Origin of the sequence: Pseudomonas sp. GD04015 (assembly GCF_029837675.1) — a bacterium.
In the GTDB taxonomy this organism is placed as follows: Bacteria; Pseudomonadota; Gammaproteobacteria; order Pseudomonadales; family Pseudomonadaceae; genus Aquipseudomonas; species Aquipseudomonas paralcaligenes.
Genome location: NZ_JAOEEE010000040.1, coordinates 1 through 24,366, shown reverse-complemented (window position 1 = coordinate 24,366; position 24,366 = coordinate 1). Strand labels below are relative to the sequence as shown.

Annotated in this window: 23 protein-coding genes and 4 tRNA genes; all 27 read right to left on the bottom strand. The window is 60.4% G+C overall.

Annotation, left to right across the window (positions count from 1 at the left end; translation table 11 throughout):
• Positions 1–13: 13 nt before the first annotated feature.
• Positions 14–346: a 50S ribosomal protein L22 gene (rplV, locus tag N7640_RS22545; RefSeq protein ID WP_003210077.1), complete on the bottom strand. Its 333-nt coding sequence runs from the start codon at positions 344–346 to the stop codon at positions 14–16.
• 13 nt (positions 347–359) lie between these two features.
• A complete protein-coding gene (gene rpsS / locus N7640_RS22540; RefSeq protein WP_003448728.1) occupies positions 360–635 on the bottom strand; it encodes a 30S ribosomal protein S19 in 276 nt (91 codons plus the stop codon).
• A gap of 16 nt (positions 636–651) precedes the next feature.
• Entirely contained in the window at positions 652–1,473 is an 822-nt protein-coding gene (gene rplB, locus N7640_RS22535; RefSeq protein WP_220811369.1) for a 50S ribosomal protein L2, read from the bottom strand.
• A 14-nt stretch (positions 1,474–1,487) separates the two neighbouring features.
• A complete protein-coding gene (gene rplW / locus N7640_RS22530; protein WP_220811368.1) occupies positions 1,488–1,787 on the bottom strand; it encodes a 50S ribosomal protein L23 in 300 nt (99 codons plus the stop codon).
• A complete protein-coding gene (rplD, locus tag N7640_RS22525) occupies positions 1,784–2,386 on the bottom strand; it encodes a 50S ribosomal protein L4 (RefSeq protein WP_279904258.1) in 603 nt (200 codons plus the stop codon). The genes rplW and rplD overlap by 4 nt, the downstream gene beginning before the upstream one ends.
• Positions 2,387–2,400: 14 nt before the next feature.
• A complete protein-coding gene (gene rplC / locus N7640_RS22520; RefSeq protein ID WP_279904259.1) occupies positions 2,401–3,036 on the bottom strand; it encodes a 50S ribosomal protein L3 in 636 nt (211 codons plus the stop codon).
• Between the two features lie 83 nt (positions 3,037–3,119).
• Positions 3,120–3,431 carry a 30S ribosomal protein S10 gene (rpsJ, locus tag N7640_RS22515; protein WP_003243886.1) on the bottom strand — a complete coding sequence of 104 codons (312 nt, stop codon included), beginning with the start codon at positions 3,429–3,431 and terminating at the stop codon, positions 3,120–3,122.
• Between the two features lie 152 nt (positions 3,432–3,583).
• Positions 3,584–4,777 (bottom strand): elongation factor Tu, encoded by a 1,194-nt coding sequence (tuf, locus tag N7640_RS22510; protein ID WP_262880179.1) that lies wholly within the window; start codon positions 4,775–4,777, stop codon positions 3,584–3,586.
• 30 nt (positions 4,778–4,807) lie between these two features.
• A complete protein-coding gene (gene fusA, locus N7640_RS22505; protein WP_279904260.1) occupies positions 4,808–6,943 on the bottom strand; it encodes an elongation factor G in 2,136 nt (711 codons plus the stop codon).
• Between the two features lie 30 nt (positions 6,944–6,973).
• The gene (gene rpsG, locus N7640_RS22500; RefSeq protein WP_220815291.1) at positions 6,974–7,444 is read right to left on the bottom strand and encodes a 30S ribosomal protein S7; all 471 of its coding nucleotides are present in this window, start codon (positions 7,442–7,444) and stop codon (positions 6,974–6,976) included.
• Positions 7,445–7,549: 105 nt separating this feature from the next.
• Positions 7,550–7,921 carry a 30S ribosomal protein S12 gene (gene rpsL / locus N7640_RS22495; protein ID WP_110683332.1) on the bottom strand — a complete coding sequence of 124 codons (372 nt, stop codon included), beginning with the start codon at positions 7,919–7,921 and terminating at the stop codon, positions 7,550–7,552.
• A 157-nt stretch (positions 7,922–8,078) separates the two neighbouring features.
• A complete protein-coding gene (gene rpoC, locus N7640_RS22490) occupies positions 8,079–12,278 on the bottom strand; it encodes a DNA-directed RNA polymerase subunit beta' (RefSeq protein ID WP_279904261.1) in 4,200 nt (1,399 codons plus the stop codon).
• 56 nt (positions 12,279–12,334) lie between these two features.
• Positions 12,335–16,408 (bottom strand): DNA-directed RNA polymerase subunit beta, encoded by a 4,074-nt coding sequence (gene rpoB / locus N7640_RS22485; protein ID WP_279904262.1) that lies wholly within the window; start codon positions 16,406–16,408, stop codon positions 12,335–12,337.
• A 221-nt stretch (positions 16,409–16,629) separates the two neighbouring features.
• Positions 16,630–16,998 (bottom strand): 50S ribosomal protein L7/L12, encoded by a 369-nt coding sequence (gene rplL / locus N7640_RS22480; protein ID WP_220815294.1) that lies wholly within the window; start codon positions 16,996–16,998, stop codon positions 16,630–16,632.
• Between the two features lie 80 nt (positions 16,999–17,078).
• Positions 17,079–17,579: a 50S ribosomal protein L10 gene (gene rplJ / locus N7640_RS22475; protein WP_220815295.1), complete on the bottom strand. Its 501-nt coding sequence runs from the start codon at positions 17,577–17,579 to the stop codon at positions 17,079–17,081.
• A 211-nt stretch (positions 17,580–17,790) separates the two neighbouring features.
• Positions 17,791–18,486, bottom strand: coding sequence for a 50S ribosomal protein L1 (gene rplA, locus N7640_RS22470; RefSeq protein WP_279904263.1), 696 nt, complete (start codon positions 18,484–18,486; stop codon positions 17,791–17,793).
• Positions 18,486–18,917: a 50S ribosomal protein L11 gene (gene rplK, locus N7640_RS22465; RefSeq protein ID WP_004373444.1), complete on the bottom strand. Its 432-nt coding sequence runs from the start codon at positions 18,915–18,917 to the stop codon at positions 18,486–18,488. The genes rplA and rplK overlap by 1 nt, the downstream gene beginning before the upstream one ends.
• 118 nt (positions 18,918–19,035) lie before the next feature.
• Entirely contained in the window at positions 19,036–19,569 is a 534-nt protein-coding gene (nusG, locus tag N7640_RS22460; protein ID WP_220815297.1) for a transcription termination/antitermination protein NusG, read from the bottom strand.
• Between the two features lie 9 nt (positions 19,570–19,578).
• Entirely contained in the window at positions 19,579–19,947 is a 369-nt protein-coding gene (gene secE / locus N7640_RS22455) for a preprotein translocase subunit SecE (RefSeq protein WP_279904265.1), read from the bottom strand.
• Positions 19,948–19,996: 49 nt separating this feature from the next.
• Positions 19,997–20,072, bottom strand: a tRNA-Trp gene (locus N7640_RS22450).
• A 53-nt stretch (positions 20,073–20,125) separates the two neighbouring features.
• Positions 20,126–21,319: an elongation factor Tu gene (gene tuf, locus N7640_RS22445; RefSeq protein ID WP_262880179.1), complete on the bottom strand. Its 1,194-nt coding sequence runs from the start codon at positions 21,317–21,319 to the stop codon at positions 20,126–20,128.
• An 84-nt stretch (positions 21,320–21,403) separates the two neighbouring features.
• A tRNA-Thr gene (locus N7640_RS22440) sits at positions 21,404–21,479 on the bottom strand.
• 26 nt (positions 21,480–21,505) lie between these two features.
• A tRNA-Gly gene (locus N7640_RS22435) sits at positions 21,506–21,579 on the bottom strand.
• 24 nt (positions 21,580–21,603) lie between these two features.
• Positions 21,604–21,688 (bottom strand) — tRNA-Tyr (locus N7640_RS22430).
• A 129-nt stretch (positions 21,689–21,817) separates the two neighbouring features.
• A complete protein-coding gene (locus N7640_RS22425; protein WP_279904266.1) occupies positions 21,818–22,495 on the bottom strand; it encodes an SPOR domain-containing protein in 678 nt (225 codons plus the stop codon).
• A gap of 2 nt (positions 22,496–22,497) precedes the next feature.
• Positions 22,498–23,253, bottom strand: a complete 756-nt coding sequence (locus tag N7640_RS22420) for a pantothenate kinase (RefSeq protein WP_279904267.1) — start codon at positions 23,251–23,253, stop codon at positions 22,498–22,500.
• Positions 23,243–24,208 (bottom strand): bifunctional biotin--[acetyl-CoA-carboxylase] ligase/biotin operon repressor BirA, encoded by a 966-nt coding sequence (gene birA, locus N7640_RS22415; RefSeq protein ID WP_279904268.1) that lies wholly within the window; start codon positions 24,206–24,208, stop codon positions 23,243–23,245. Before birA ends, N7640_RS22420 begins: the two co-directional genes overlap by 11 nt.
• Positions 24,209–24,366: the final 158 nt, after the last annotated feature.

The window sequence follows — 24,366 nt, the reverse complement described above, 5'->3', positions numbered from 1 at the left end:
CTGATCGACTCCGTTACTTGTCCGCAACCTTGACAGTGATATGGCAAGACCGCTTGACGATGCGATCAGCACGGCCTTTGGCACGCGGCATGATGCGCTTAAGCGAACGCCCCTCGTTGACGAAAACGGTGCTGACCTTCAGGTCATCAACGTCTGCGCCTTCGTTGTGCTCGGCGTTGGCAACGGCCGACTCCAGCACTTTCTTGATGATCTCGGCGGCTTTCTTCGAGCTGAAAGCCAGCAGGTTGAGCGCTTCGCCCACCTTCTTCCCGCGGATCTGGTCGGCGACCAAGCGGGCTTTCTGGGCGGAGATTCGAGCGCCCGACAGCTTAGCGGCTACTTCCATCGTTCCTTACCCCTTAACGCTTGGCTTTCTTGTCCGCAGCGTGCCCACGATAAGTGCGGGTACCAGCGAACTCGCCGAGTTTGTGGCCGACCATGTCTTCGTTCACGAGGACCGGGACATGTTGACGACCGTTATGCACAGCGATGGTCAGACCGACCATCTGCGGCAGAATGATGGAGCGACGCGACCAGGTTTTAACCGGCTTGCGATCGTTCTTTTCCACCGCCACTTCGATCTTCTTCAGTAGGTGAAGATCGATAAAAGGACCTTTTTTCAGAGAACGCGGCACTGTCGTATCCCTCTAATTACTTACGGCGGCGGACGATCATGTTGTCGGTACGCTTGTTCGCACGAGTCTTGGCACCCTTGGTCGGGAAGCCCCACGGCGAAACAGGGTGACGACCACCGGAGGTACGACCCTCACCACCACCATGCGGGTGATCGACCGGGTTCATGGCAACACCACGAACGGTCGGGCGAACGCCGCGCCAACGCTTGGCACCGGCTTTACCCAGGGAACGCAGGCTGTGCTCGGAGTTGGAAACCTCACCCAGAGTCGCACGGCACTCAGAGAGAACCTTGCGCATCTCGCCGGAGCGCAGACGCAGGGTGACGTAGGCACCTTCACGAGCTACCAGCTGGGCGGAAGCACCAGCGGAGCGAACCAGCTGAGCGCCTTTACCCGGCTTCAGTTCGATCGCATGAATGGTCGAACCGACAGGGATGTTGCGCAGCGGCAGGCTGTTACCGGCCTTGATCGGAGCAGCGGCACCGGATACCAGTTGATCGCCAGCGCTCACGCCTTTCGGCGCGATGATGTAGCGACGCTCACCGTCGGCGTATTTCAGCAGAGCGATGTGGGCGGTACGGTTCGGATCGTATTCCACGCGCTCGACGACGGCAGGGATGCCATCCTTGTTGCGGCGGAAGTCGACCAGACGGTAGTGCTGCTTGTGGCCACCGCCGATGTGGCGAGTGGTGATACGACCGTTGTTGTTACGGCCGCCAGTTTTCGACTTCTTCTCGAGCAGCGGAGCATGAGGAGCGCCTTTGTGCAGCTCCTGATTGACCACTTTGACCACGAAACGGCGGCCAGCGGAAGTCGGTTTGCATTTAACGATTGCCATGATGCGCCCCTACCTTACTCAGCACTGCTGGTGAAATCGAGATCTTGGCCCGCCTGGAGGGAGACATACGCCTTCTTCCAGTCGTTACGCTTGCCCAGGCCGCGAGCGGTACGCTTAGTCTTGCCCTGTACGTTGACAGTGCGGACAGTGTCTACCTTCACGCTGAACAGGCTTTCGACGGCCTTCTTGATTTCCAGCTTGGTTGCATCAACGGCAACCTTGAAAACGAATTGGCTCGAACCATCTGCCAGCACGGAGGCCTTCTCGGAGATGTGCGGGCCAACCAGCACTTTGAATACGCGTTCCTGGTTCATGCCAGCAGCTCCTCGAATTTCTTCACGGCCGACACGGTAACCAGCACTTTGTCGAAGGCGATCAGGCTGACCGGATCGGAGCCTTGAACGTCGCGAACATCAACGTGCGGCAGGTTGCGCGCAGCCAGGTACAGGTTCTGGTCGACGGCTTCGGTGACGATCAGCACATCGGACAGACCCATGCCATCCAGCTTGCCCAGCAGAGCCTTGGTCTTCGGGGCGTCGACGGCGAAGTCTTCGACCACGACCAGGCGATCCTGACGAACCAGCTCGGAGAGGATGGAGCGCAGAGCAGCGCGGTACATCTTCTTGTTCAGCTTTTGGCTGTGATCTTGCGGCTTAGCAGCGAAGGTCACGCCACCGCCACGCCAGATCGGGCCAACGCTGGAACCGGAACGAGCACGACCGGTGCCCTTCTGACGCCACGGTTTTTTGCCACCACCGGTGACTTCAGCACGAGTCTTCTGAGCACGGGAGCCCTGACGACCGCCAGCCATGTAGGCGACGACAGCCTGGTGAACCAGTGTCTCGTTGAACTCGCTGCCGAAAGTGCGCTCGCTGACTTCGATAGCCTGAGCGCCATTTACATTCAGTTGCATCTCAGCTTCCCCTATTAACCGCGAGCTTTGACAGCCGGACGTACCAGCACGTCGCCACCGGGAGCGCCCGGAACGGCACCCTTGACCAGCAGCAGATTACGCTCGGCGTCGACACGGACCACTTCCAGGGACTGCACGGTCACGCGCTCAGCGCCAAGGTGACCGGACATTTTCTTGCCCTTGAAGACACGACCAGGAGTCTGGCACTGGCCGATGGAGCCCGGAGCACGGTGGGAAACGGAGTTACCGTGGGTATTGTCCTGACCGCGGAAGTTCCAGCGCTTGATGGTACCGGCGTAGCCTTTACCCTTGGACTCACCGGTGACATCCACCAGTTGGCCAGCCTGGAACAGTTCGGCAGTGATCTGATCGCCAGCCTGGTAATCGCCTTCTTCCAGGCGGAATTCCCAGACGCCACGACCAGCAGCGACATTAGCCTTGGCGAAGTGACCAGCCTGAGCCTTGGTCACGCGGGAAGCACGACGCTCGCCCACGGTTACCTGCACAGCGCGGTAGCCATCGCTTTCTTCGGATTTGAACTGGGTGACGCGATTCGGCTCGATCTCGATGACCGTGACCGGAATGGAGACACCTTCTTCGGTGAAAATGCGGGTCATGCCGCACTTACGACCGACTACACCAATAGTCATGTTGTAAACCTCATGAGTGTACGGGGCTTTCACCCGCTATGGCCGCCCATTTCAGAGCGTTACACGACTAAAACCGCCAGGTTTTAGCCGAGGCTGATCTGCACTTCCACGCCTGCCGCAAGGTCGAGCTTCATCAGCGCGTCGACGGTTTTATCCGTCGGCTGGACGATGTCCAGAACACGCTTGTGGGTACGAATTTCGTACTGATCGCGCGCGTCTTTGTTGACGTGCGGGGAGATCAGAACGGTGTACCGCTCTTTGCGAGTAGGCAGAGGAATAGGACCACGCACCTGAGCACCAGTACGTTTCGCGGTTTCCACGATTTCCTGGGTGGATTGATCGATCAGGCGATGGTCAAAAGCCTTCAACCGAATACGGATTTGTTGGTTTTGCATTTTGACCTCAGACTCTATCTCTGCTTTCCCCAACGGACGGACTACGCCCGTTAAAAGGAGGCGTGATTGTACGGATGCCCCCTGGGGGTGTCAACTTTTAACCAATCAAAGAAAAAGGGCCCCGAAGGGCCCTTTTCCTCAACAGCCGTCGATTACTCGATGACTTTGGCAACCACGCCGGCGCCAACGGTACGGCCGCCTTCGCGAATCGCGAAACGCAGACCGTCGTCCATGGCGATCGGCTTGATCAGGGTGACAACCATCTTGATGTTGTCGCCCGGCATTACCATCTCGACGCCTTCCGGCAGTTCGCACGAACCGGTCACGTCAGTGGTACGGAAGTAGAACTGCGGACGGTAGCCCTTGAAGAACGGGGTGTGACGACCACCTTCTTCCTTGGACAGCACGTACACTTCGGCTTCGAACTTGGTGTGCGGCTTGATGGTGCCCGGCTTGGCCAGAACCTGACCACGCTCGACTTCATCACGCTTGGTGCCGCGCAGCAGCACGCCGCAGTTCTCGCCAGCACGACCTTCGTCGAGCAGCTTGCGGAACATCTCAACGCCGGTGCAGGTGGTCTTGGTGGTAGCACGCAGACCAACGATCTCGATTTCTTCCTGGATACGGACGATACCGCGCTCGACACGACCGGTTACCACGGTGCCGCGACCGGAGATCGAGAACACGTCTTCGATCGGCATCAGGAACGGCATGTCGATGGCACGTACCGGCTCCGGAATGTAGGAGTCCAGGGTCTCGACCAGTTTCTTGACGGCGGTAGTACCCATTTCGTTGGTGTCTTCGCCGTTCAGAGCCATCAGCGCGGAGCCGATGATGATCGGAGTGTCGTCACCCGGGAAATCGTAGGTGCTCAGCAGGTCGCGAACTTCCATCTCGACCAGCTCCAGCAGCTCGGCGTCGTCGACCATGTCGGCCTTGTTCAGGAACACGACGATGTAGGGAACGCCTACCTGACGGGACAGCAGGATGTGCTCGCGGGTTTGCGGCATCGGGCCGTCGGCGGCCGAGCAAACCAGGATAGCGCCATCCATCTGGGCAGCACCGGTGATCATGTTCTTCACATAGTCGGCGTGACCCGGGCAGTCAACGTGCGCGTAGTGGCGAATGTTGGAGTCGTACTCCACGTGCGCGGTGTTGATGGTGATACCACGAGCTTTCTCTTCCGGAGCGGAGTCGATCTTGTCGAAGTCGACACGAGCGGAACCGAATACTTCGGAGCAGACGCGAGTCAGAGCAGCGGTCAGAGTGGTCTTACCGTGGTCAACGTGACCGATGGTGCCAACGTTGACGTGCGGTTTGTTACGTTCAAATTTTTCCTTGGCCACGACAGTAAACCTCTTACTTAAAGGGCGGGATTAGCCTTGTTTTTTAACCAGCGCTTCGACGATGTTCGACGGAGCTTCGGCGTACTTGGAGAATTCCATGGAGTAGCTTGCACGACCCTGGGACATGGAACGGACGTCGGTCGCATAACCGAACATCTCGCCCAGCGGAACTTCGGCACGGATTACCTTACCGGAAACCGAATCTTCCATACCCTGGATCAGACCGCGACGACGGTTCAGGTCGCCCATCACGTCACCCATGTAGTCCTCGGGTGTCACCACCTCGACCTTCATGATCGGCTCAAGCACCTTACCACCGCCCTTCTGGGCCAGTTGCTTGGTCGCCATGGAAGCAGCGATCTTGAACGCCATCTCGTTGGAGTCGACGTCGTGGTAGGAACCATCGAACACGGTCGCCTTCAGGCCGATCAGCGGATAGCCGGCGACGACGCCGTTCTTCATCTGCTCTTCGATACCCTTCTGGATCGCCGGGATGTATTCCTTCGGAACCACACCACCCACGACTTCGTTGGTGAACACCAGACCTTCGGTGATGTTGCCCTTGTCGTCCACGTCCGGAGTCGAGAAGCGAATCCAGCAGTGACCGAACTGACCGCGACCACCGGACTGACGAACGAACTTGCCTTCGATCTCGACATTGTCCTTGGTGATGGTTTCACGGTAGGAAACCTGCGGCTTGCCGATGTTGGCCTCGACGTTGAACTCGCGCTTCATGCGGTCAACGAGGATGTCCAGGTGCAGCTCACCCATACCGGAGATGATGGTCTGACCGGTCTCTTCGTCGGTCTTGACGCGGAACGACGGGTCTTCCTGGGCCAGCTTGCCCAGTGCGATACCCATCTTCTCCTGGTCGGCCTTGGTCTTCGGCTCTACCGCTACCGAGATGACCGGCTCCGGGAAGTCCATGCGCTCGAGGATGATCGGCTTGTCCGGATCGCACAGGGTTTCACCGGTGGTGACGTCCTTCATGCCGATCAGGGCCGCGATGTCGCCAGCGCGCACTTCCTTGATCTCTTCACGCTGGTTGGCGTGCATCTGCACCATACGACCAACGCGCTCTTTCTTGCCCTTCACGGAGTTGATGACCGATTGGCCAGACTCCAGAACGCCCGAGTAGACGCGCACGAAGGTCAGAGTACCGACGAACGGGTCGGTAGCGATCTTGAACGCCAGCGCCGAGAACGGCGCGCTGTCGTCGGCATGACGCTCGTCTTTCGGAGCCTCGTCGCCGTCGTCGACGTGATCCGGGTGGATACCCTGGATCGCAGCGATTTCGGTCGGCGCCGGCAGGAAGTCGATCACGGCGTCGAGAACCAGGGGCACGCCCTTGTTCTTGAACGAGGAGCCGCAGACAGCCGGGACGATTTCGCTGGCCAGGGTGCGCAGACGCAGACCGGCCTTGATGTCCTCGACGGAGAGGTCGCCCTCTTCGAGGTACTTGTTCATCAGCTCTTCGTTGGCCTCGGCAGCCGCCTCGACCATGTTGTTGCGCCACTCGTTGGCCAGGTCGACCAGCTCGGCAGGAATCTCTTCCTCACGATAGCTGGTGCCCTTGTCGTCTTCGTTCCAGTAGATAGCCTTCATCTTGATCAGGTCGACCTGACCTTCGAAGTTATCTTCAGCGCCGATGGCGATCTGGATCGGAACCGGGGTGTGACCCAGACGGTTCTTGATCTGACCGACGACGCGCAGGAAGTTGGCACCGGCACGGTCCATCTTGTTCACGTAGACGATACGCGGAACGCCGTACTTGTTGGCCTGACGCCATACGGTTTCGGACTGCGGCTCAACGCCGGAAGTGCCGCAGAACACCACGACAGCGCCGTCGAGTACGCGCAGCGAACGCTCTACTTCGATGGTGAAGTCCACGTGACCGGGGGTGTCGATGACGTTGACGCGGTACTTGTCATACTGACCGCGCGAGCCTTCCCAGAAGGTGGTGATCGCAGCGGAAGTGATGGTGATACCACGCTCCTGCTCCTGCACCATCCAGTCGGTGGTAGCAGCGCCGTCGTGCACCTCACCCATCTTGTGGCTGAGACCCGTGTAGAACAGGATCCGCTCGGTAGTGGTGGTCTTGCCCGCGTCAACGTGAGCGCAGATACCAATGTTCCGGTAGCGGTTAATGGGAGTAGTACGAGCCATAAAGCCCTCGCAAAAGAATGGATGCCGTAATTAGAAGCGGTAGTGCGAGAACGCTTTGTTGGCCTCGGCCATACGGTGCACGTCTTCACGCTTCTTGACGGCAGCGCCTTTGCCATCGAAGGCATCCAGCAGCTCACCAGCCAGGCGCAGAGCCATGGACTTCTCACCACGCTTGCGCGCGCTTTCCACCAGCCAGCGCATGGCCAGGGCATTACGACGGGACGGACGAACTTCGACCGGAACCTGGTAGGTAGCACCGCCTACACGGCGGGACTTGACTTCGACCAGCGGAGCGATGGCGTCGAGAGCTTTCTCGAAGATCTCCAGGGGATCGCTGTTCTTGCGGGTTTTGACGGTTTCCAGGGCACCGTAAACGATGCGCTCGGCGACTGCCTTCTTGCCGCTTTCCATCACGTGGTTCATGAATTTGGCGAGAATCAGGCTTCCGTATTTCGGATCGTCCAGAATCTCACGCTTGGCTGCTACACGACGTCTTGGCATTGATAAGCCCTCAAACGGTCTTCAGGTTAGCCCGGGACCATAACCAATCGGTTACGCCCGACCTTACTCTTATCGACTCAATAAATAGAAAAATGGCGAACCGAATTACTTCGGACGCTTGGTACCGTACTTGGAACGACCCTGCTTACGGTCTTTGACACCGGTGGTGTCCAGCGAACCGCGAACGGTGTGGTAGCGCACACCCGGAAGGTCTTTTACACGACCGCCACGGATCAGCACGACGCTGTGCTCTTGCAGGTTGTGACCTTCACCACCGATGTAGGAGGTGACTTCGAAACCGTTGGTCAGACGAACACGGCACACTTTACGCAGTGCGGAGTTCGGTTTCTTCGGCGTGGTGGTGTACACACGGGTGCACACGCCACGGCGCTGCGGGCAGTTCTGCAGCGCAGGCACGTCGCTCTTCTCGACGAGGCGCTTGCGCGGCTGGCGTACCAGCTGGTTGATAGTTGCCATCTATAAGCTCCACTGTTGTCTTTCGACGCTATTGCCCTAAAGCAAAATGGCAGAGCTAGTCGCCCTGCCAAATTTAGGGGTGCATGAGTCTAAAGAGACTCACTCCCCCAGTCAAGACGAGGCCCCGGGCGATTGCTCGCCCGGGGACCCCATCCGATCAGTTGCCGCTGGAGTTCAGCGCTTCGGTCAGAGCCGCTTCGACCTCGCTCGCGCTCACACGCTGAGGCTTGTCGGCTTCACGACGACGCTTGCGCTCGCTGTGGTAGGCCAGGCCGGTACCGGCCGGGATCAGACGACCCACAACGACGTTCTCCTTCAGGCCGCGCAGGTAGTCGCGCTTGCCGGTCACGGCCGCTTCGGTCAGCACGCGGGTGGTTTCCTGGAAGGAAGCCGCGGAGATGAACGATTCGGTGGACAGCGAGGCCTTGGTGATACCCAGCAGAACGCGCTCGAACTTGGCGATGAACTTGTCGTCGCCCGCCAGCACTTCGTTCTCGCTCAGGACGTGGGTCAGTTCCATCTGGTCGCCCTTGATGAAGCTGGAGTCGCCGGACTCGCTGATCTCGACCTTGCGCAGCATCTGCCGCAGGATGGTCTCGATGTGCTTGTCGTTGATCTTCACGCCCTGCAGACGGTAAACGTCCTGGATCTCGTTGACGATGTACTTGGCCAGCGCGCTGACGCCCAGCAGACGCAGGATGTCGTGCGGATCGCTCGGGCCGTCGGAGATGACTTCGCCGCGGTTCACTTGTTCGCCCTCGAAGACGTTCAGGTGACGCCACTTCGGAATCAGCTCCTCGTACGGATCGCTGCCATCGGTCGGGGTGATGACCAGGCGGCGCTTGCCCTTGGTCTCCTTGCCGAAGGCGATGGTGCCGCTGATTTCCGCCAGGATCGAAGCCTCTTTCGGACGACGGGCCTCGAACAGGTCGGCAACGCGCGGCAGACCACCGGTGATGTCGCGGGTCTTCGAGGTTTCCTGCGGGATACGCGCGATCACGTCACCCACACCGACCTGGGCACCGTCGTTGACGTTGACCAGGGCGTTGGCGGGCAGGAAGTACTGGGCCGGTACGTCGGTACCCGGCAGCAGCAGTTCCTTGCCGTTGGCGTCGACCAGCTTCACGGCCGGACGAATGTCCTTGCCGGCAGCCGGACGGTCCTTCGGATCCATCACCTCGATGTTGGTCAGACCGGTCAGTTCGTCGGTCTGGCGCTTGACGGTGATGCCCTCCTCCATGCCGACGAAGGTCACGGTACCCTTCATCTCGGTCACGATCGGGTGGGTGTGCGGGTCCCACTTGGCGACGATGGCGCCAGCGTCGACCTTGTCGCCTTCCTTCACGGAAATCACGGCGCCGTACGGCAGCTTGTAGCGCTCGCGCTCGCGACCGAACTCGTCGGCCACGGCCAGCTCGCCGGAACGGGACACAGCCACCAGGTTGCCGTCGACACGCTCGACGTGCTTGAGGTTGTGCAGACGGATCGCACCGCCGTTCTTCACCTGGACGTTGTCGGCGGCCGAGGTCCGGCTCGCCGCACCACCGATGTGGAACGTACGCATGGTCAGCTGGGTACCCGGCTCACCGATGGACTGGGCGGCGATGACGCCGACCGCTTCACCGATGTTCACCTGGTGACCACGGGCCAGATCGCGGCCGTAGCACTTGGCGCAGATGCCGTAGCGGGTTTCGCAGGTGATCGGCGAGCGCACGATCACTTCGTCGATGCTGTTGCGCTCGATGAACTCGACCCACTTCTCGTCGACCAGGGTACCGGCCGGCACGATGATCTCGTCGCTGCCCGGCTTCGGCACATCCTTGGCGATGACACGGCCGAGCACGCGCTCACCGAGCGGCTCGACCACGTCGCCGCCTTCGATGTGCGGAGTCATCAGCAGACCGTGCTCGGTGCCGCAATCGACCTCGGTCACTACCAGATCCTGGGCCACGTCGACCAGACGACGGGTCAGGTAACCGGAGTTCGCGGTCTTCAGTGCGGTATCCGCCAGACCTTTACGAGCACCGTGAGTGGAGATGAAGTACTGGAGTACGTTCAGGCCTTCACGGAAGTTCGCGGTGATCGGGGTCTCGATGATCGAGCCGTCCGGCTTGGCCATCAGGCCACGCATACCGGCCAGCTGACGGATCTGGGCGGCGCTACCACGGGCACCGGAGTCCGCCATCATGTACATGGAGTTGAACGACTCCTGATCGACGGTCTTGCCTTCGCGGTCGACCACCTTCTCTTTCGAGAGGTTGGCCATCATCGCCTTGGACACTTCGTCGTTGGCCTTCGACCAGAGGTCGATCACCTTGTTGTACTTCTCGCCCTGGGTGACCAGGCCGGAGGCGTACTGCGATTCGATTTCCTTCACTTCCTCGGTGGCGGCGTCGATGATGCGCGCCTTCTCGTCCGGGATGACGAAGTCGTTCACACCGATCGACACACCGGAGATGGTCGAGTAGGCGAAACCGGTGTACATCAGCTGGTCGGCGAAGATCACGGTGTCCTTCAGACCCACGGTGCGGTAGCACTGGTTGATCAGCTTGGAGATCGCCTTCTTCTTCATCGACTGGTTGACCACGTCATAGGACAGGCCGGCCGGCACGATCTGGAACAGCAGGGCACGGCCGACGGTGGTGTCGACGATGCGGGTGTTCTTGAGCAGGCTGCCGTCCTTCTGCTTGACGGTCTCGTTGATGCGCACCTTGACCTTGGCGTGCAGGGAGGCCTCGCCGGCGCGGAACACCCGGTCGACTTCCTGCAGGTCGGCGAAGACGCGGCCTTCGCCCTTGGCGTTGATGGCTTCACGGGTCATGTAGTACAGACCCAGTACCACGTCCTGCGACGGCACGATGATCGGCTCGCCGTTGGCGGGCGACAGCACATTGTTGGTGGACATCATCAGCGCGCGCGCTTCCAGCTGGGCCTCGAGGGTCAGCGGAACGTGCACGGCCATCTGGTCACCGTCGAAGTCGGCGTTGTACGCGGCGCAGACCAGCGGGTGCAGCTGGATGGCTTTACCTTCGATCAGAACCGGTTCGAACGCCTGGATGCCCAGACGGTGCAGGGTCGGTGCGCGGTTGAGCAGCACGGGATGTTCGCGGATGACCTCGGCGAGAACGTCCCAGACCTCGGGCAGTTCGCGCTCGACCATCTTCTTGGCCGCCTTGATGGTGGTGGCCATGCCGCGGGCTTCGAGCTTGCCGAAGATGAACGGTTTGAACAGCTCGAGGGCCATCTTCTTCGGCAGACCGCACTGGTGCAGGCGCAGGGTCGGGCCCACGGTGATCACGGAACGACCGGAGTAGTCCACGCGCTTACCGAGCAGGTTCTGACGGAAGCGACCTTGCTTACCTTTGATCATGTCGGCCAGGGACTTCAGCGGACGCTTGTTCGAGCCGGTGATGGCGCGACCGCGACGGCCGTTGTCGAGCAGGGCGTCGACCGCTTCCTGCAGCATGCGCTTTTCGTTGCGCACGATGATGTCCGGCGCGGCCAGGTCGAGCAGGCGCTTCAGACGGTTGTTACGGTTGATCACGCGGCGATACAGATCGTTCAGATCCGAGGTCGCGAAGCGGCCGCCATCCAGCGGAACCAGCGGACGCAGGTCCGGCGGCAGTACCGGCAGAACGGTCAGGACCATCCACTCCGGGTGGTTGCCGGAGTCCTTGAAGGCTTCCATCAGCTTCAGACGCTTGGACAGCTTCTTGATCTTGGTCTCGGAGTTGGTCTGCGGAATCTCTTCGCGCAGGCGGCCGATCTCATGATCCAGGTCGATGGCGTTGAGCAGCTCGCGAACGGCCTCGGCGCCCATGCGCGCGTCGAAGTCGTCACCGAACTCTTCGAGGGCTTCGAAGTACTGCTCGTCGTTCAGCAGCTGGCCCTTCTCCAGGGTGGTCATGCCCGGATCGATCACCACGTAGCTCTCGAAATAGAGCACGCGCTCGATGTCACGCAGGGTCATGTCCAGCAGCAGGCCGATACGGGACGGCAGGGACTTTAGGAACCAGATGTGGGCGACCGGCGAAGCCAGTTCGATGTGCGCCATGCGCTCACGACGGACCTTGGCCAGGGCCACTTCCACGCCGCACTTCTCGCAGATCACGCCGCGGTGCTTGAGGCGCTTGTACTTGCCGCACAGGCACTCGTAGTCCTTGACCGGGCCAAAGATCTTGGCGCAGAACAGGCCGTCACGCTCGGGCTTGAAGGTACGGTAGTTGATGGTTTCCGGTTTTTTCACTTCACCGAAAGACCAGGAACGGATCATCTCAGGCGAAGCCAGACCGATACGGATCGCATCGAACTCTTCAACCTGACCCTGGTTTTTCAACAAATTCAGCAAGTCTTTCAAGGCCTTTCCTCCTCACGGACCTGCTGCGGCCGACGGTGCGGCCGCAGCAAGGCGTGTTATTCGGTTTCCAGTTCGATGTCGATACCGAGCGAGCGGATCTCTTTGATCAACACGTTGAAGGACTCGGGCATGCCGGCCTCCATGCGGTGATCGCCGTCCACGATGTTCTTGTACATCTTGGTCCGGCCGTTCACGTCGTCCGACTTCACGGTCAGCATTTCCTGCAGGGTGTAGGCAGCGCCATAGGCTTCCAGCGCCCAGACCTCCATCTCACCGAAGCGCTGACCACCGAACTGTGCCTTACCACCCAGCGGCTGCTGGGTAACCAGGCTGTAGGAACCGGTGGAACGTGCGTGCATCTTGTCGTCGACCAGGTGGTTCAGCTTGAGCATGTACATGTAGCCGACGGTGGTCGGACGCTCGAACTGGTTACCGGTACGGCCGTCGGTCAGGCGCATCTGGCCGCTTTCCGGCAGATCGGCCAGCTTCAGCATGGCCTTGATCTCGGTTTCCTTGGCGCCGTCGAACACGGCGGTAGCCATCGGCACGCCGCCTTTCAGGTTCTTCGCCAGCTCGAGGATCTCGGTGTCCGAGAACTCGTTCAGGCTTTCCTGGCGACCACCGATCTCGTTGTAGATCTCGTTGAGGAACTTGCGCAGTTCGGCGATCTTGCGCTGCTCTTCGAGCATGCGGTTGATCTTCTCGCCCAGGCCCTTGGCCGCCAGGCCCAGGTGGGTTTCGAGGATCTGACCGACGTTCATACGCGACGGTACGCCCAGCGGGTTGAGGACGATATCCACCGGAGTGCCATTGGCATCGTGTGGCATGTCTTCGACCGGCATGATCACCGAGACCACACCCTTGTTACCGTGGCGGCCGGCCATCTTGTCGCCCGGCTGAATACGACGCTTGATGGCGAGGTAGACCTTGACGATCTTCAGTACGCCCGGCGCCAGGTCGTCGCCCTGCTGCAGCTTGCGCTTCTTGTCTTCGAACTTGTCGTCCAGCAGCTGGCGACGGTCGCTGATGTAGGCCTGGGCCTTCTCCAGCTGCTCGTTGAGAGCATCGTCGGCCATGCGCAGTTTGAACCACTGACCGCGCTCCAGACCGTCGAGGTAGGCGTCATCAATGACAGCGCCTTTCTTCAGGCCAGCACCGCCTTCGGCCTTGGCACCCACCAGGGCGGAACGCAGACGCTCGAAGGTGGCGCCTTCGACGATGCGGAACTCTTCGTTCAGGTCCTTGCGGATCTCGTCGAGCTGCTGCTTCTCGATGGCCAGGGCACGGCTGTCGCGCTCGACGCCGTCACGGGTGAAGACCTGTACGTCGATGACGGTACCCTTGGTGCCGGTCGGCACGCGCAGGGAGGTGTCTTTAACGTCGGACGCCTTCTCACCGAAGATCGCACGCAGCAGCTTCTCTTCCGGAGTCAGCTGGGTCTCGCCCTTCGGGGTAACCTTGCCGACCAGAATGTCGCCAGCCAGCACTTCGGCGCCGACGTAGACGATACCGGCTTCGTCCAGCTTGTTCAGCGCGGCCTCACCCACGTTCGGGATGTCCGCGGTGATTTCCTCTGGGCCAAGCTTGGTGTCACGGGCCACACAGGTCAGTTCCTGGATGTGGATCGTGGTGAAGCGGTCTTCCTGGACCACGCGCTCGGACAGGCAGATGGAGTCTTCGAAGTTGAAGCCGTTCCACGGCATGAACGCGACGCGCATGTTCTGACCCAGCGCCAGCTCACCCATGTCGGTGGACGGACCGTCGGCCATGATGTCGCCGCGCGAAACCTTGTCACCCTTGCTCACCAGCGGACGCTGGTTGATGCAGGTGTTCTGGTTGGAGCGGGTGTACTTGGTCAGGTTGTAGATGTCGACACCGGCTTCACCGGTTTCGACTTCATCGTCGGCTACGCGGACCACGATACGGCTGGCATCGACGGAGTCGATCACGCCGCCACGGCGAGCCACGACGCAGACACCGGAGTCACGGGCGACGTTGCGCTCCATGCCGGTACCGACCAGCGGCTTGTCGGCGCGCAGGGTCGGCACGGCCTGACGCTGCATGTTCGAACCCATGAGTGCGCGGTTGGCGTCGTCGTGCTCGAGGAACGGAATCAGCGAGGCAGCGACGGAAACGACCTGCTTCGGCGACACGTCCATCAGGGTGACGTCTTCCGGCGCCTTGACGGTGAACTCGTTCAGGTGACGCACGGCCACCAGTTCATCAACCAGCTGGCCTTTGGCGTTCATGGTCGCCGAAGCCTGGGCGATCACGTGATCGGCCTCTTCGATGGCGGACAGGAACACGATCTCGTCGGTGACCTTGGTGTCCTTCACCACGCGGTACGGGCTTTCCAGGAAGCCGTACTGGTTGGTGCGGGCATAGGCGGCCAGAGAGTTGATCAGACCGATGTTCGGACCTTCAGGAGTCTCGATCGGGCACACGCGGCCATAGTGGGTCGGGTGTACGTCGCGGACTTCGAAGCCGGCGCGCTCACGGGTCAGACCGCCCGGGCCGAGTGCGGAGACGCGGCGCTTGTGGGTGATCTCGGAGAGCGGGTTGTTCTGGTCCATGAACTGGGAAAGCTGGCTGGAACCGAAGAACTCCTTCACCGCCGCCGCGACCGGCTTGGCGTTGATCAGGTCCTGCGGCATCAGGCCTTCGCTTTCGGCCATGGACAAACGTTCTTTGACCGCGCGCTCGACGCGGACCAGACCGACGCGGAACTGATTCTCGGCCATCTCGCCGACGCAACGGACGCGGCGGTTACCCAGGTGGTCGATGTCGTCGACGATGCCCTTGCCGTTACGAATGTCGACCAGGGTCTTCAGCACGTCGACGATGTCTTCTTTCGACAGAACGCCAGAGCCTTCGATCTCGGTGCGACCGATACGACGGTTGAACTTCATGCGGCCGACGGCGGACAGGTCGTAACGCTCGGCGCTGAAGAACAGGTTGTTGAACAGGGTCTCGGCGGCATCCTTGGTTGGCGGCTCGCCAGGACGCATCATGCGGTAGATCTCGACCAGGGCTTCCAGCTGGTTGCCGGTGGAGTCGATCTTCAGCGTGTCGGAGATGAACGGACCGCAGTCGATGTCGTTGGTGTACAGGGTCTCGATGCGGACGACCTGGGCCTTGACGATCTTCGCCAGCAGGTCGGTGGTCAGCTCGGAGTTGCACTCGGCAACGATCTCGCCGGTGGCCGGATGAACGATGGCCTTGGCGGTGGTGCGACCCAGCAGGTAGTCGAGCGGCACTTCCAGCTCTTTGATGCCGGCCTTGTCGATCTGGTTGATGTGGCGCGCGGTGATACGGCGGCCCTGCTCGACGATGACCTTGCCCTTCTCGTCCTTGATGTCGAACGCGGCGATCTCGCCACGCAGACGCTGCGGCACCAGTTCCAGGTTCAGGGTCTCGCCCTTCACGTGGTAGACGTTGGTGTCATAGAAGGCGTCCAGCACTTCCTCGGTGCTGTAGCCCAGGGCGCGCAGCAGGACGGAAGCCGGCAGCTTGCGGCGACGGTCGATACGGACGAACACGGCGTCCTTCGGATCGAACTCGAAGTCCAGCCAGGAGCCGCGGTAGGGAATGATGCGAGCGGAGTACAGCAGCTTGCCGGAGCTGTGGGTCTTGCCACGGTCGTGGTCGAAGAACACGCCCGGGGAGCGGTGCAGCTGGGAAACGATCACACGCTCGGTACCGTTGATGATGAAGGTACCGTTCTCGGTCATGAGCGGAATTTCGCCCATGTACACTTCTTGCTCTTTGATGTCCTTGATCGCTTTGTTCGACGATTCTTTGTCGAAGATGATCAGACGGACTTTGACCCGCAGCGGCACGGCGAAGGTCACGCCACGCAGCACGCACTCCTTGACGTCGAACGCAGGCTCGCCCAGGCGATAGCCGACGTACTCCAGAGCGGCGTTGCCGGAGTAGCTGATGATCGGGAATACGGACTTGAAGGCCGCATGCAGGCCAACGTCGCGGAACTGCTCCTTGCTTGCTCCCGCCTGCAGGAATTCGCGGTACGAATCCAACTGGATGGCCAGGAGATACGGCACATCCATCACGTCCGGCAACTTGCTAAAGTCCTTGCGGATACGTTTTTTCTCAGTGTATGAGTAAGCCATCAGCGTTCCCCAGCTTGGTCACCTGCTTGTTTGGCCTCTGCCGACGGCAAGGGCCAGAAAATCGTGCAAACCCTGTGGTTTGCGCCGCCCTCGGGCGGGGTTTTCACGCCATGGACAGTGACCTTCCGGCCCGCTGCCCATAACGGAAAAAGGCCGGTGGCATCAGCCACCAGCCATCAGCCTTTCGCTCAACGCTCGGGCTGTAGACGCAAGGTCGTCGCTTACTTGAGCTCGACTTTGGCGCCAGCTTCTTCCAGGGCCTTCTTGGCAGCTTCGGCTTCTTCTTTCGAAGCGCCTTCCTTGACCGGAGCCGGAGCGCCGTCAACCACTGCCTTGGCTTCTTTCAGACCCAGACCGGTCAGTTCGCGAACGACCTTGATCACGTTCACTTTCTTGTCGCCGGCTTCGGTCAGCATGATGGTGAACTCGGTCTGCTCTTCGGCAGCGGCAGCGGCCGGGCCAGCAGCAGCGACGGTAGCGGCAGCAGCGGTAACGCCGAAGGTTTCTTCCATCGCCTTGATCAGCTCGACGATTTCCACAACGGATTTCTGGCCGATCGCTTCGATGATTTGCTCGTTAGTCAGAGACATGACTATGAATTCCTGTATTGGGGTGACAGCCTACGCAGCCATCAAATTAAACATGTGATTTCGAAAGTACCTACGCCGCCTCAGGCAGCAGCAGCTTCTTTCTGGTCGCGAATAGCTGCCAGGGTGCGAGCGAGCTTGCTGGTGGCGCCTTGAATAACGCTCATCAGCTGCGCGATGCCCTCGTCACGGGTCGGCAGAGTTGCCAGTACGTCGATCTGGTTTGCTGCGAGGAACTTGCCCTCGAACGCAGCTGCCTTGATCTCGAACTTGTCCTGACCCTTGGCAAAATCCTTGAAGATACGGGCGGCAGCGCCCGGATGTTCGTTGGAGAAAGCGATGAGGGTCGGGCCTTTGAACACGTCGCTGAGCACGTCGAACTGAGTGCCTTCAACGGCGCGCTTGAGCAGGGTGTTACGCACGACTTTCACGTACACACCAGCTTCGCGGGCCTCTTTACGGAGTCCGGTCATTGCGCCGACGGTCACGCCACGGGCATCAGCCACGACAGCGGACAGACCGGCTTTGGCAGCCTCGTTGACTTCAGCGACGATGGCCTTCTTGTCTTCGAGTTTAATTGCCACGGGTTTACTCCTGGATTTACCGTTTCGTCAGGCCGGAGCCCGACGTCGTTTTGGTGTCTGATTCGGTACGAATCGGGAGCACCATCTGCGTAGGTTCAGGAGATCGCTCTCCAGGGTTTAAGGCTTGCGCCACCTACGGTCTTGGATAGCCCCCGCCAGGCAGGGACCCCAATCTTTCGAGACCGGCGGACGAGTCCGCCGGCCATGTCACTTACGCTTCCAGAGAAGCCTGATCGATCACCAGACCCGGACCCATGGTGGTGCTCAGGGTCACGCGCTTGACGTAGATACCTTTGGAGGTCGACGGCTTCAGGCGCTTCAGGTCAGCCAGCAGGGCTTCCACGTTCTGCTTCAGCGCGGCGGCTTCGAAGCCGATCTTGCCAACGGAGGTGTGGATGATGCCGTTCTTGTCGGTACGGAAACGTACCTGACCGGCCTTGGCGTTCTTCACGGCGGTAGCCACGTCCGGAGTCACGGTGCCGACTTTCGGGTTCGGCATCAGGCCGCGCGGGCCCAGTACCTGGCCCAGCTGGCCGACGACACGCATGGCATCCGGGGAGGCGATGACCACGTCGTAGTTCAGGTCGCCGGCTTTCATTTCGGCAGCCAGGTCGTCCATACCGACCTTGTCGGCACCGGCAGCCAGAGCGGCTTCGGCGCCCGGGCCCTGGGTGAACACGGCAACGCGGACGGTCTTGCCAGTGCCGTTCGGCAGCACGGTGGCGCCACGCACGACCTGGTCGGATTTACGCGGGTCGACACCCAGGTTCACGGAGACGTCGAAGGACTCGGTGAACTTGACGGTGGACAGCTCGGCCAGCAGCTTGGCGGCCTCTTCGAAGTTGTAGGCCTTGCCGGCTTCTACTTTCTCGGCGATAGCCTTCTGGCGCTTGGTCAGCTTAGCCATTACACACCCTCCACGTTGAGGCCCATGCTACGCGCGGAGCCGGCGATGGTACGCACGGCCGCATCCAGGTCAGCTGCGGTCAGATCGGCCTGCTTGGTCTTGGCGATCTCTTCCAGCTGAGCACGGGTAACAGTGCCCACTTTGACGGTGTTCGGACGAGCGGAACCGCTGGTCAGGCCAGCGGCCTTCTTCAGCAGCACCGAAGCCGGGGTGCTTTTGGTTTCAAAGGTGAAGCTGCGGTCGCTGTAGACGGTGATGATCACGGGAGTCGGCAGACCGGGCTCCATGCCCTGGGTCTTGGCGTTGAACGCCTTGCAGAATTCCATGATGTTCACGCCGTGCTGGCCCAGAGCGGGACCGACGGGCGGCGACGGGTTGGCCTGGCCGGCCTTCACTTGCAGCTTGATGTAAGCCTGAATCTTCTTAGCCATGAGCTACTCCAATATCGGGTCAGACGCCTCAACGAGGCTCCCCGGTTAATACGCATTTATCCCAATGACGACAAAACCCCGCAGCCATTGGCTGCGGGGTACGGGATGCATTGTCCAGTTATGCCTTCTCGACCTGACTGAACTCCAGCTCCACCGGCGTGGAGCGACCGAAAATGAGCACCGCGACCTGGATCCGGCTCTTTTCGTAGTTAACTTCTTCGACGACGCCATTGAAGTCGGCGAACGGCCCGTCGATGACACGAACGGTCTCGCCCGGCTCGAACAGGGTCTTCGGCTTCGGCTTGTCGCCGCTGTCGGCAACGCGACGCAGGATGGCATCAGCCTCTTTCTCGGTGATCGGCGCCGGCTTGTCGGCGGTACCACCAATGAAGCCCATGACGCGCGGCGTATCCTTGATCAAGTGCCAGGTCGCTTCGTTCATTTCCATCTGGACCAGCACGTAGCCGGGGAAGAACTTGCGCTCGCTCTTGCGCTTCTGGCCGTTACGCATTTCCACCACTTCCTCGGTGGGAACCAGAATCTCGCCGAACTCGTCTTCCATGCCAGCCAGCTTGACGCGCTCGACCAGAGAGCGCATGACATGCTTCTCGTAGCCCGAGTAAGCATGCACGACGTACCAACGCTTAGCCACGGGACACCCTTAACCGACAATCAACGAAACAAGCCAACCCAACAGGCTATCCAAGCCCCAAAGGACCAGCGACATGACCAGCACCACGGCCACCACGATCAACGTGGTCTGGGTGGTCTCCTGACGAGTCGGCCATACGACCTTGCGAATCTCGATGCGCGCTTCTTTTGCCAGAGCAAAGAACGCCTGACCTTTCGCGGTCTGCAACGCGACAAAACCGACCGCAACAGCCAGAGCCAGCAGAGCCAGCACGCGATACAGGAGCGGTTCAGCCGAGAAATACTGATTGCCGACAACACCCGCGACGACCAGAGCGGCAGCAATGAGCCACTTCAGCGCATCAAAGCGGGAGTTCTGAGCTTCAGCTTTGGCATTCATGAGAAAACCCTGTCGAAAGAAACGCCAGATCCACTTCTAATCAGGAATCTGGCAGGCCAGGAGGGAATCGAACCCCCAACCTGCGGTTTTGGAGACCGCCGCTCTGCCAATTGAGCTACTGGCCTAAATCGAAGTAAGGCCGACCATTATGCCGGCCTTACCGAGATAGATCAATCGATTACTCGATGACCTTGGCAACTACACCGGCGCCAACGGTACGGCCGCCTTCGCGAATCGCGAAACGCAGACCGTCGTCCATGGCGATCGGCTTGATCAGGGTGACAACCATCTTGATGTTGTCGCCCGGCATTACCATCTCGACGCCTTCCGGCAGTTCGCACGAACCGGTCACGTCAGTGGTACGGAAGTAGAACTGCGGACGGTAGCCCTTGAAGAACGGGGTGTGACGACCACCTTCTTCCTTGGACAGCACGTACACTTCGGCTTCGAACTTGGTGTGCGGCTTGATGGTGCCCGGCTTGGCCAGAACCTGACCACGCTCGACTTCATCACGCTTGGTGCCGCGCAGCAGCACGCCGCAGTTCTCGCCAGCACGACCTTCGTCGAGCAGCTTGCGGAACATTTCAACGCCGGTGCAGGTGGTCTTGGTGGTAGCACGCAGACCAACGATCTCGATTTCTTCCTGGATACGGACGATACCGCGCTCGACACGACCGGTTACCACGGTACCGCGACCGGAGATCGAGAACACGTCTTCGATCGGCATCAGGAACGGCATGTCGATGGCACGCACCGGCTCCGGAATGTAGGAGTCCAGGGTCTCGACCAGCTTCTTGACGGCGGTGGTACCCATTTCGTTGGTGTCTTCGCCGTTCAGAGCCATCAGCGCGGAGCCGATGATGATCGGAGTGTCGTCACCCGGGAAATCGTAGGTGCTCAGCAGGTCGCGAACTTCCATCTCGACCAGTTCCAGCAGCTCGGCGTCGTCAACCATGTCAGCCTTGTTCAGGAACACGACGATGTAGGGAACGCCCACCTGACGGGACAGCAGGATGTGCTCGCGGGTTTGCGGCATCGGACCATCAGCGGCCGAGCAAACCAGGATCGCGCCGTCCATCTGGGCAGCACCGGTGATCATGTTCTTCACATAGTCGGCGTGACCCGGGCAGTCAACGTGCGCGTAGTGGCGAATGTTGGAGTCGTACTCCACGTGCGCGGTGTTGATGGTGATACCACGAGCCTTCTCTTCCGGAGCGGAGTCGATCTTGTCGAAGTCGACACGAGCGGAACCGAATACTTCGGAGCAGACGCGAGTCAGAGCAGCGGTCAGAGTGGTCTTACCGTGGTCAACGTGACCGATGGTGCCAACGTTGACGTGCGGTTTGTTACGTTCAAATTTTTCCTTAGCCATCTGACCCGTCTCCGAACAAGGAATTGAGAACTGACACTGCCATTAAAACAAAGGCAGATATCTGCATATCTGCCTTTGTCGAAGTGGAGCTCATGAGCGGATTCGAACCGCTGACCTCACCCTTACCAAGGGTGTGCTCTACCAGCTGAGCTACATGAGCGAAACACTTTGCACAAACAGCAAACTTGGAGCGGGCAGCGGGAATCGAACCCGCATCATCAGCTTGGAAGGCTGAGGTTCTACCACTAAACTATGCCCGCGGAGCTTGCGGCTCACGCTTGATCTGGTGGAGGGGGAAGGATTCGAACCTTCGAAGTCTATGACGTCAGATTTACAGTCTGATCCCTTTGGCCGCTCGGGAACCCCTCCAAAGTGGGCGGCATTTTAACTACTGCCACCTAGCTGTCAAGCAATTTCTCAATAAAAACTTGAGGTTAGCTATTTCCAACAGCCACTCTGCGAAGACTCCCCCGCAAAGCGGGCGCTATTCTATGCAAACTACTGGGTAGATGCAACGCTTTCGCACGGCATTATTTGATGCTGTAGATCCTTGAAGTCGGAAGCCAGTTGCTGCAGAGCATCGTCGGCCAGACGGCGACTCTCGGGCGCGATGCGCACCCAGAAGCTGCGCTGGGCGCGAGGCAGCTCGCGCAACATCGGCTCGTAGCCGGCGTCACGCAGGCGCTGCATCACGCTTTCGGCAGAGTCGTTACGGGGAAAGATCCCAAGGGAAATGCCATTGGCCAGGTCCCCTTGGGTAATGATGTAGCTGTCGATCTTGCGAGCCTGCAGCTCTTTCAGCTGTCGCAACGAAGCCTGTCGCGAAGCAAGCGGCGCGAGGTAGACCCAGTAGTCGAGCCCCGCCGCCGCATCCACCGAGCGCACCTCTGTCTCTATATCCAGGGCGATAAGGCGCTGCTCGACCTGGCGAGCTGCGCCCTCCTGCTGGAAACTGCCGAGAAACAGACAGGTTTCATCGCCCGCGACAGCCGACGGCCTCGCAAGCTCCGGCCTGACCATGGCCCGATCCGATGCGTCCAGCAAGCGAATGCCCTGCTGAGCCCCCCGGTACATCTCCATTGGCTCAACCGCCTTGGCACGCAACGGCGCCTGCTGCTGATGCCACACGTAATAGAAAAGGTTCAGAACCAACAGAAGAAGAAAGAACCAGCGCATGCTCACTCCCCAGGTAGCGGACAGGCCTCGGCCAGACCGACGAATACGAGATCGGAGACCAGCTGAGCCTGCGGAAGCACTTCGTGAACCAGGCCGGCATCACCGCCCGTAAGAAAGATGGTGAATGTCTCGCCCAGTCGCTCGCGCGCCAGCTCCAGCTGGGTGAGCACGAAGCCCCGCAACATCAAGGTGCAACCGCGCTCCACCGCTTCAGCCGTGGAGCGGCCGGGATCGAGACTGAGCTGAGCCTGTTCGGCAGCGGTGTCGTCGTAACGGATGCGACGGGTATGAGTGCGCAACTGGCTGCGCATCAGCGGCAGCCCGGGGCAAATATATCCGCCCAAATGGCGCCCAGCCTGGTCGACCAGGTCGGATGTCACCGCCGTACCGAGATCTAGCACCAGGCAGGCGCCACGGGCCAACTGATAGGCGCCGACAACCGCCAGCCAGCGATCCAGCCCCAGGCGCTCGTAGTCCTGGTAGCCATTGCTGACACCCGAGAGGACTTGCTGCGGAGACGCATACTGCATCGCCAGACCGAACTCGGACTCGAGTGCGGCAATGAGTGCCGTGGTTTCAGCATCACTGCGCACACTGACCAAGCGACCACCACGCAACGACAGCTCGCTCAAACCGCGAAGCGCCTGCAATAGCGCCTCGTCGGACTCCACCACGCCGCCGAACAGGCTGCGCCAGGGCATATCTCCGAGCACCCGCCACTTGATCAGGCTATTGCCACAGTCCAGTTCAAGAATCATCACGCAACCTCAGGCTAATCTCACCGCCACTGAACTGCCGCTCCTCTCCCTCCACCTCCAGGCGCAGAGCACCGGCGCGGTCGACACCCAGCACCTTGCCATCGATGCGCTGCGCGCCTGCCTGCAGGCTAACCGGTCGCTCCTGCCAAAGATGTGCAGCCTGCCATTCGGCCTGCAGCGAGGCGAATCCCCCCGTAGCGTGCAGAGCCAGGTAATGGCGTAACCAGCGCCCAAGACTCAATGCAACCGCAGTACGATCCTGCAGTCGCCCAGTCTGCTCGCGCAGCGAGGTCCAGGGCTGGTCGATCGCGATCGAGCCACCCGGCAGCATATTCACGTTCACGCCGATCCCTATGACCACCTGGCAGTCGTCCGAAGGATCCCCCGCCAGCTCCAGGAGAATACCGGCGATCTTGCGTCCTCCGACCAGCAGATCATTGGGCCACTTCAGCCCACTCCCCGTGCAACCGGCCTCCTCCAGGGTACGCAACACCGCAAGGCCCACCGTCAGACTCAGACCTTCCAGAGGGAAACTACCGCCCTCCAGGCGCAGCCCAAGGCTGTAGTAGAGATTAGAGGCACAGGGACTGACCCAGGAACGCCCTCGCCTTCCACGGCCGCCGTCCTGCTTTTCCGCCACAATCAGCAACGGCGCAGGATCGTTGGCAGCTAGGCGGCGCAGCACCTCGGCATTGGTGGAGTCGATCGATTCGAAGCAGACGAAGGCCCAACCGGCGTCGCAGCAGTCATCTTCCAGACGCGCACAGTCGAGCAGAGAGATTGGCGCCTGCAGACGGTAGCCACGACCACGGACCCGATGGATAACCAGACCTAGCTCGGACTCGAGCGACTGCAGGCGCTTCCACACCGCGGCACGGCTGACCCCCAGCACAGAGCCAATCGCCTCGCCGGAGTGGTACTCGCCATCCTGCAGTAGCCGCAGCACATCACGCATCGAAGTAAGGCCCAAGCAAAGAGGCAGGCATCATAACGATGCAACTCGCTACTGCCTAGAAAGTTGGCACCACTGATTTGCCGCCAACACGCAGAGAAATAAGCATTTTCCCGGTCCCATAAAAGCCCAAACCCCCACCCGATTGCTCGGATGGGGGT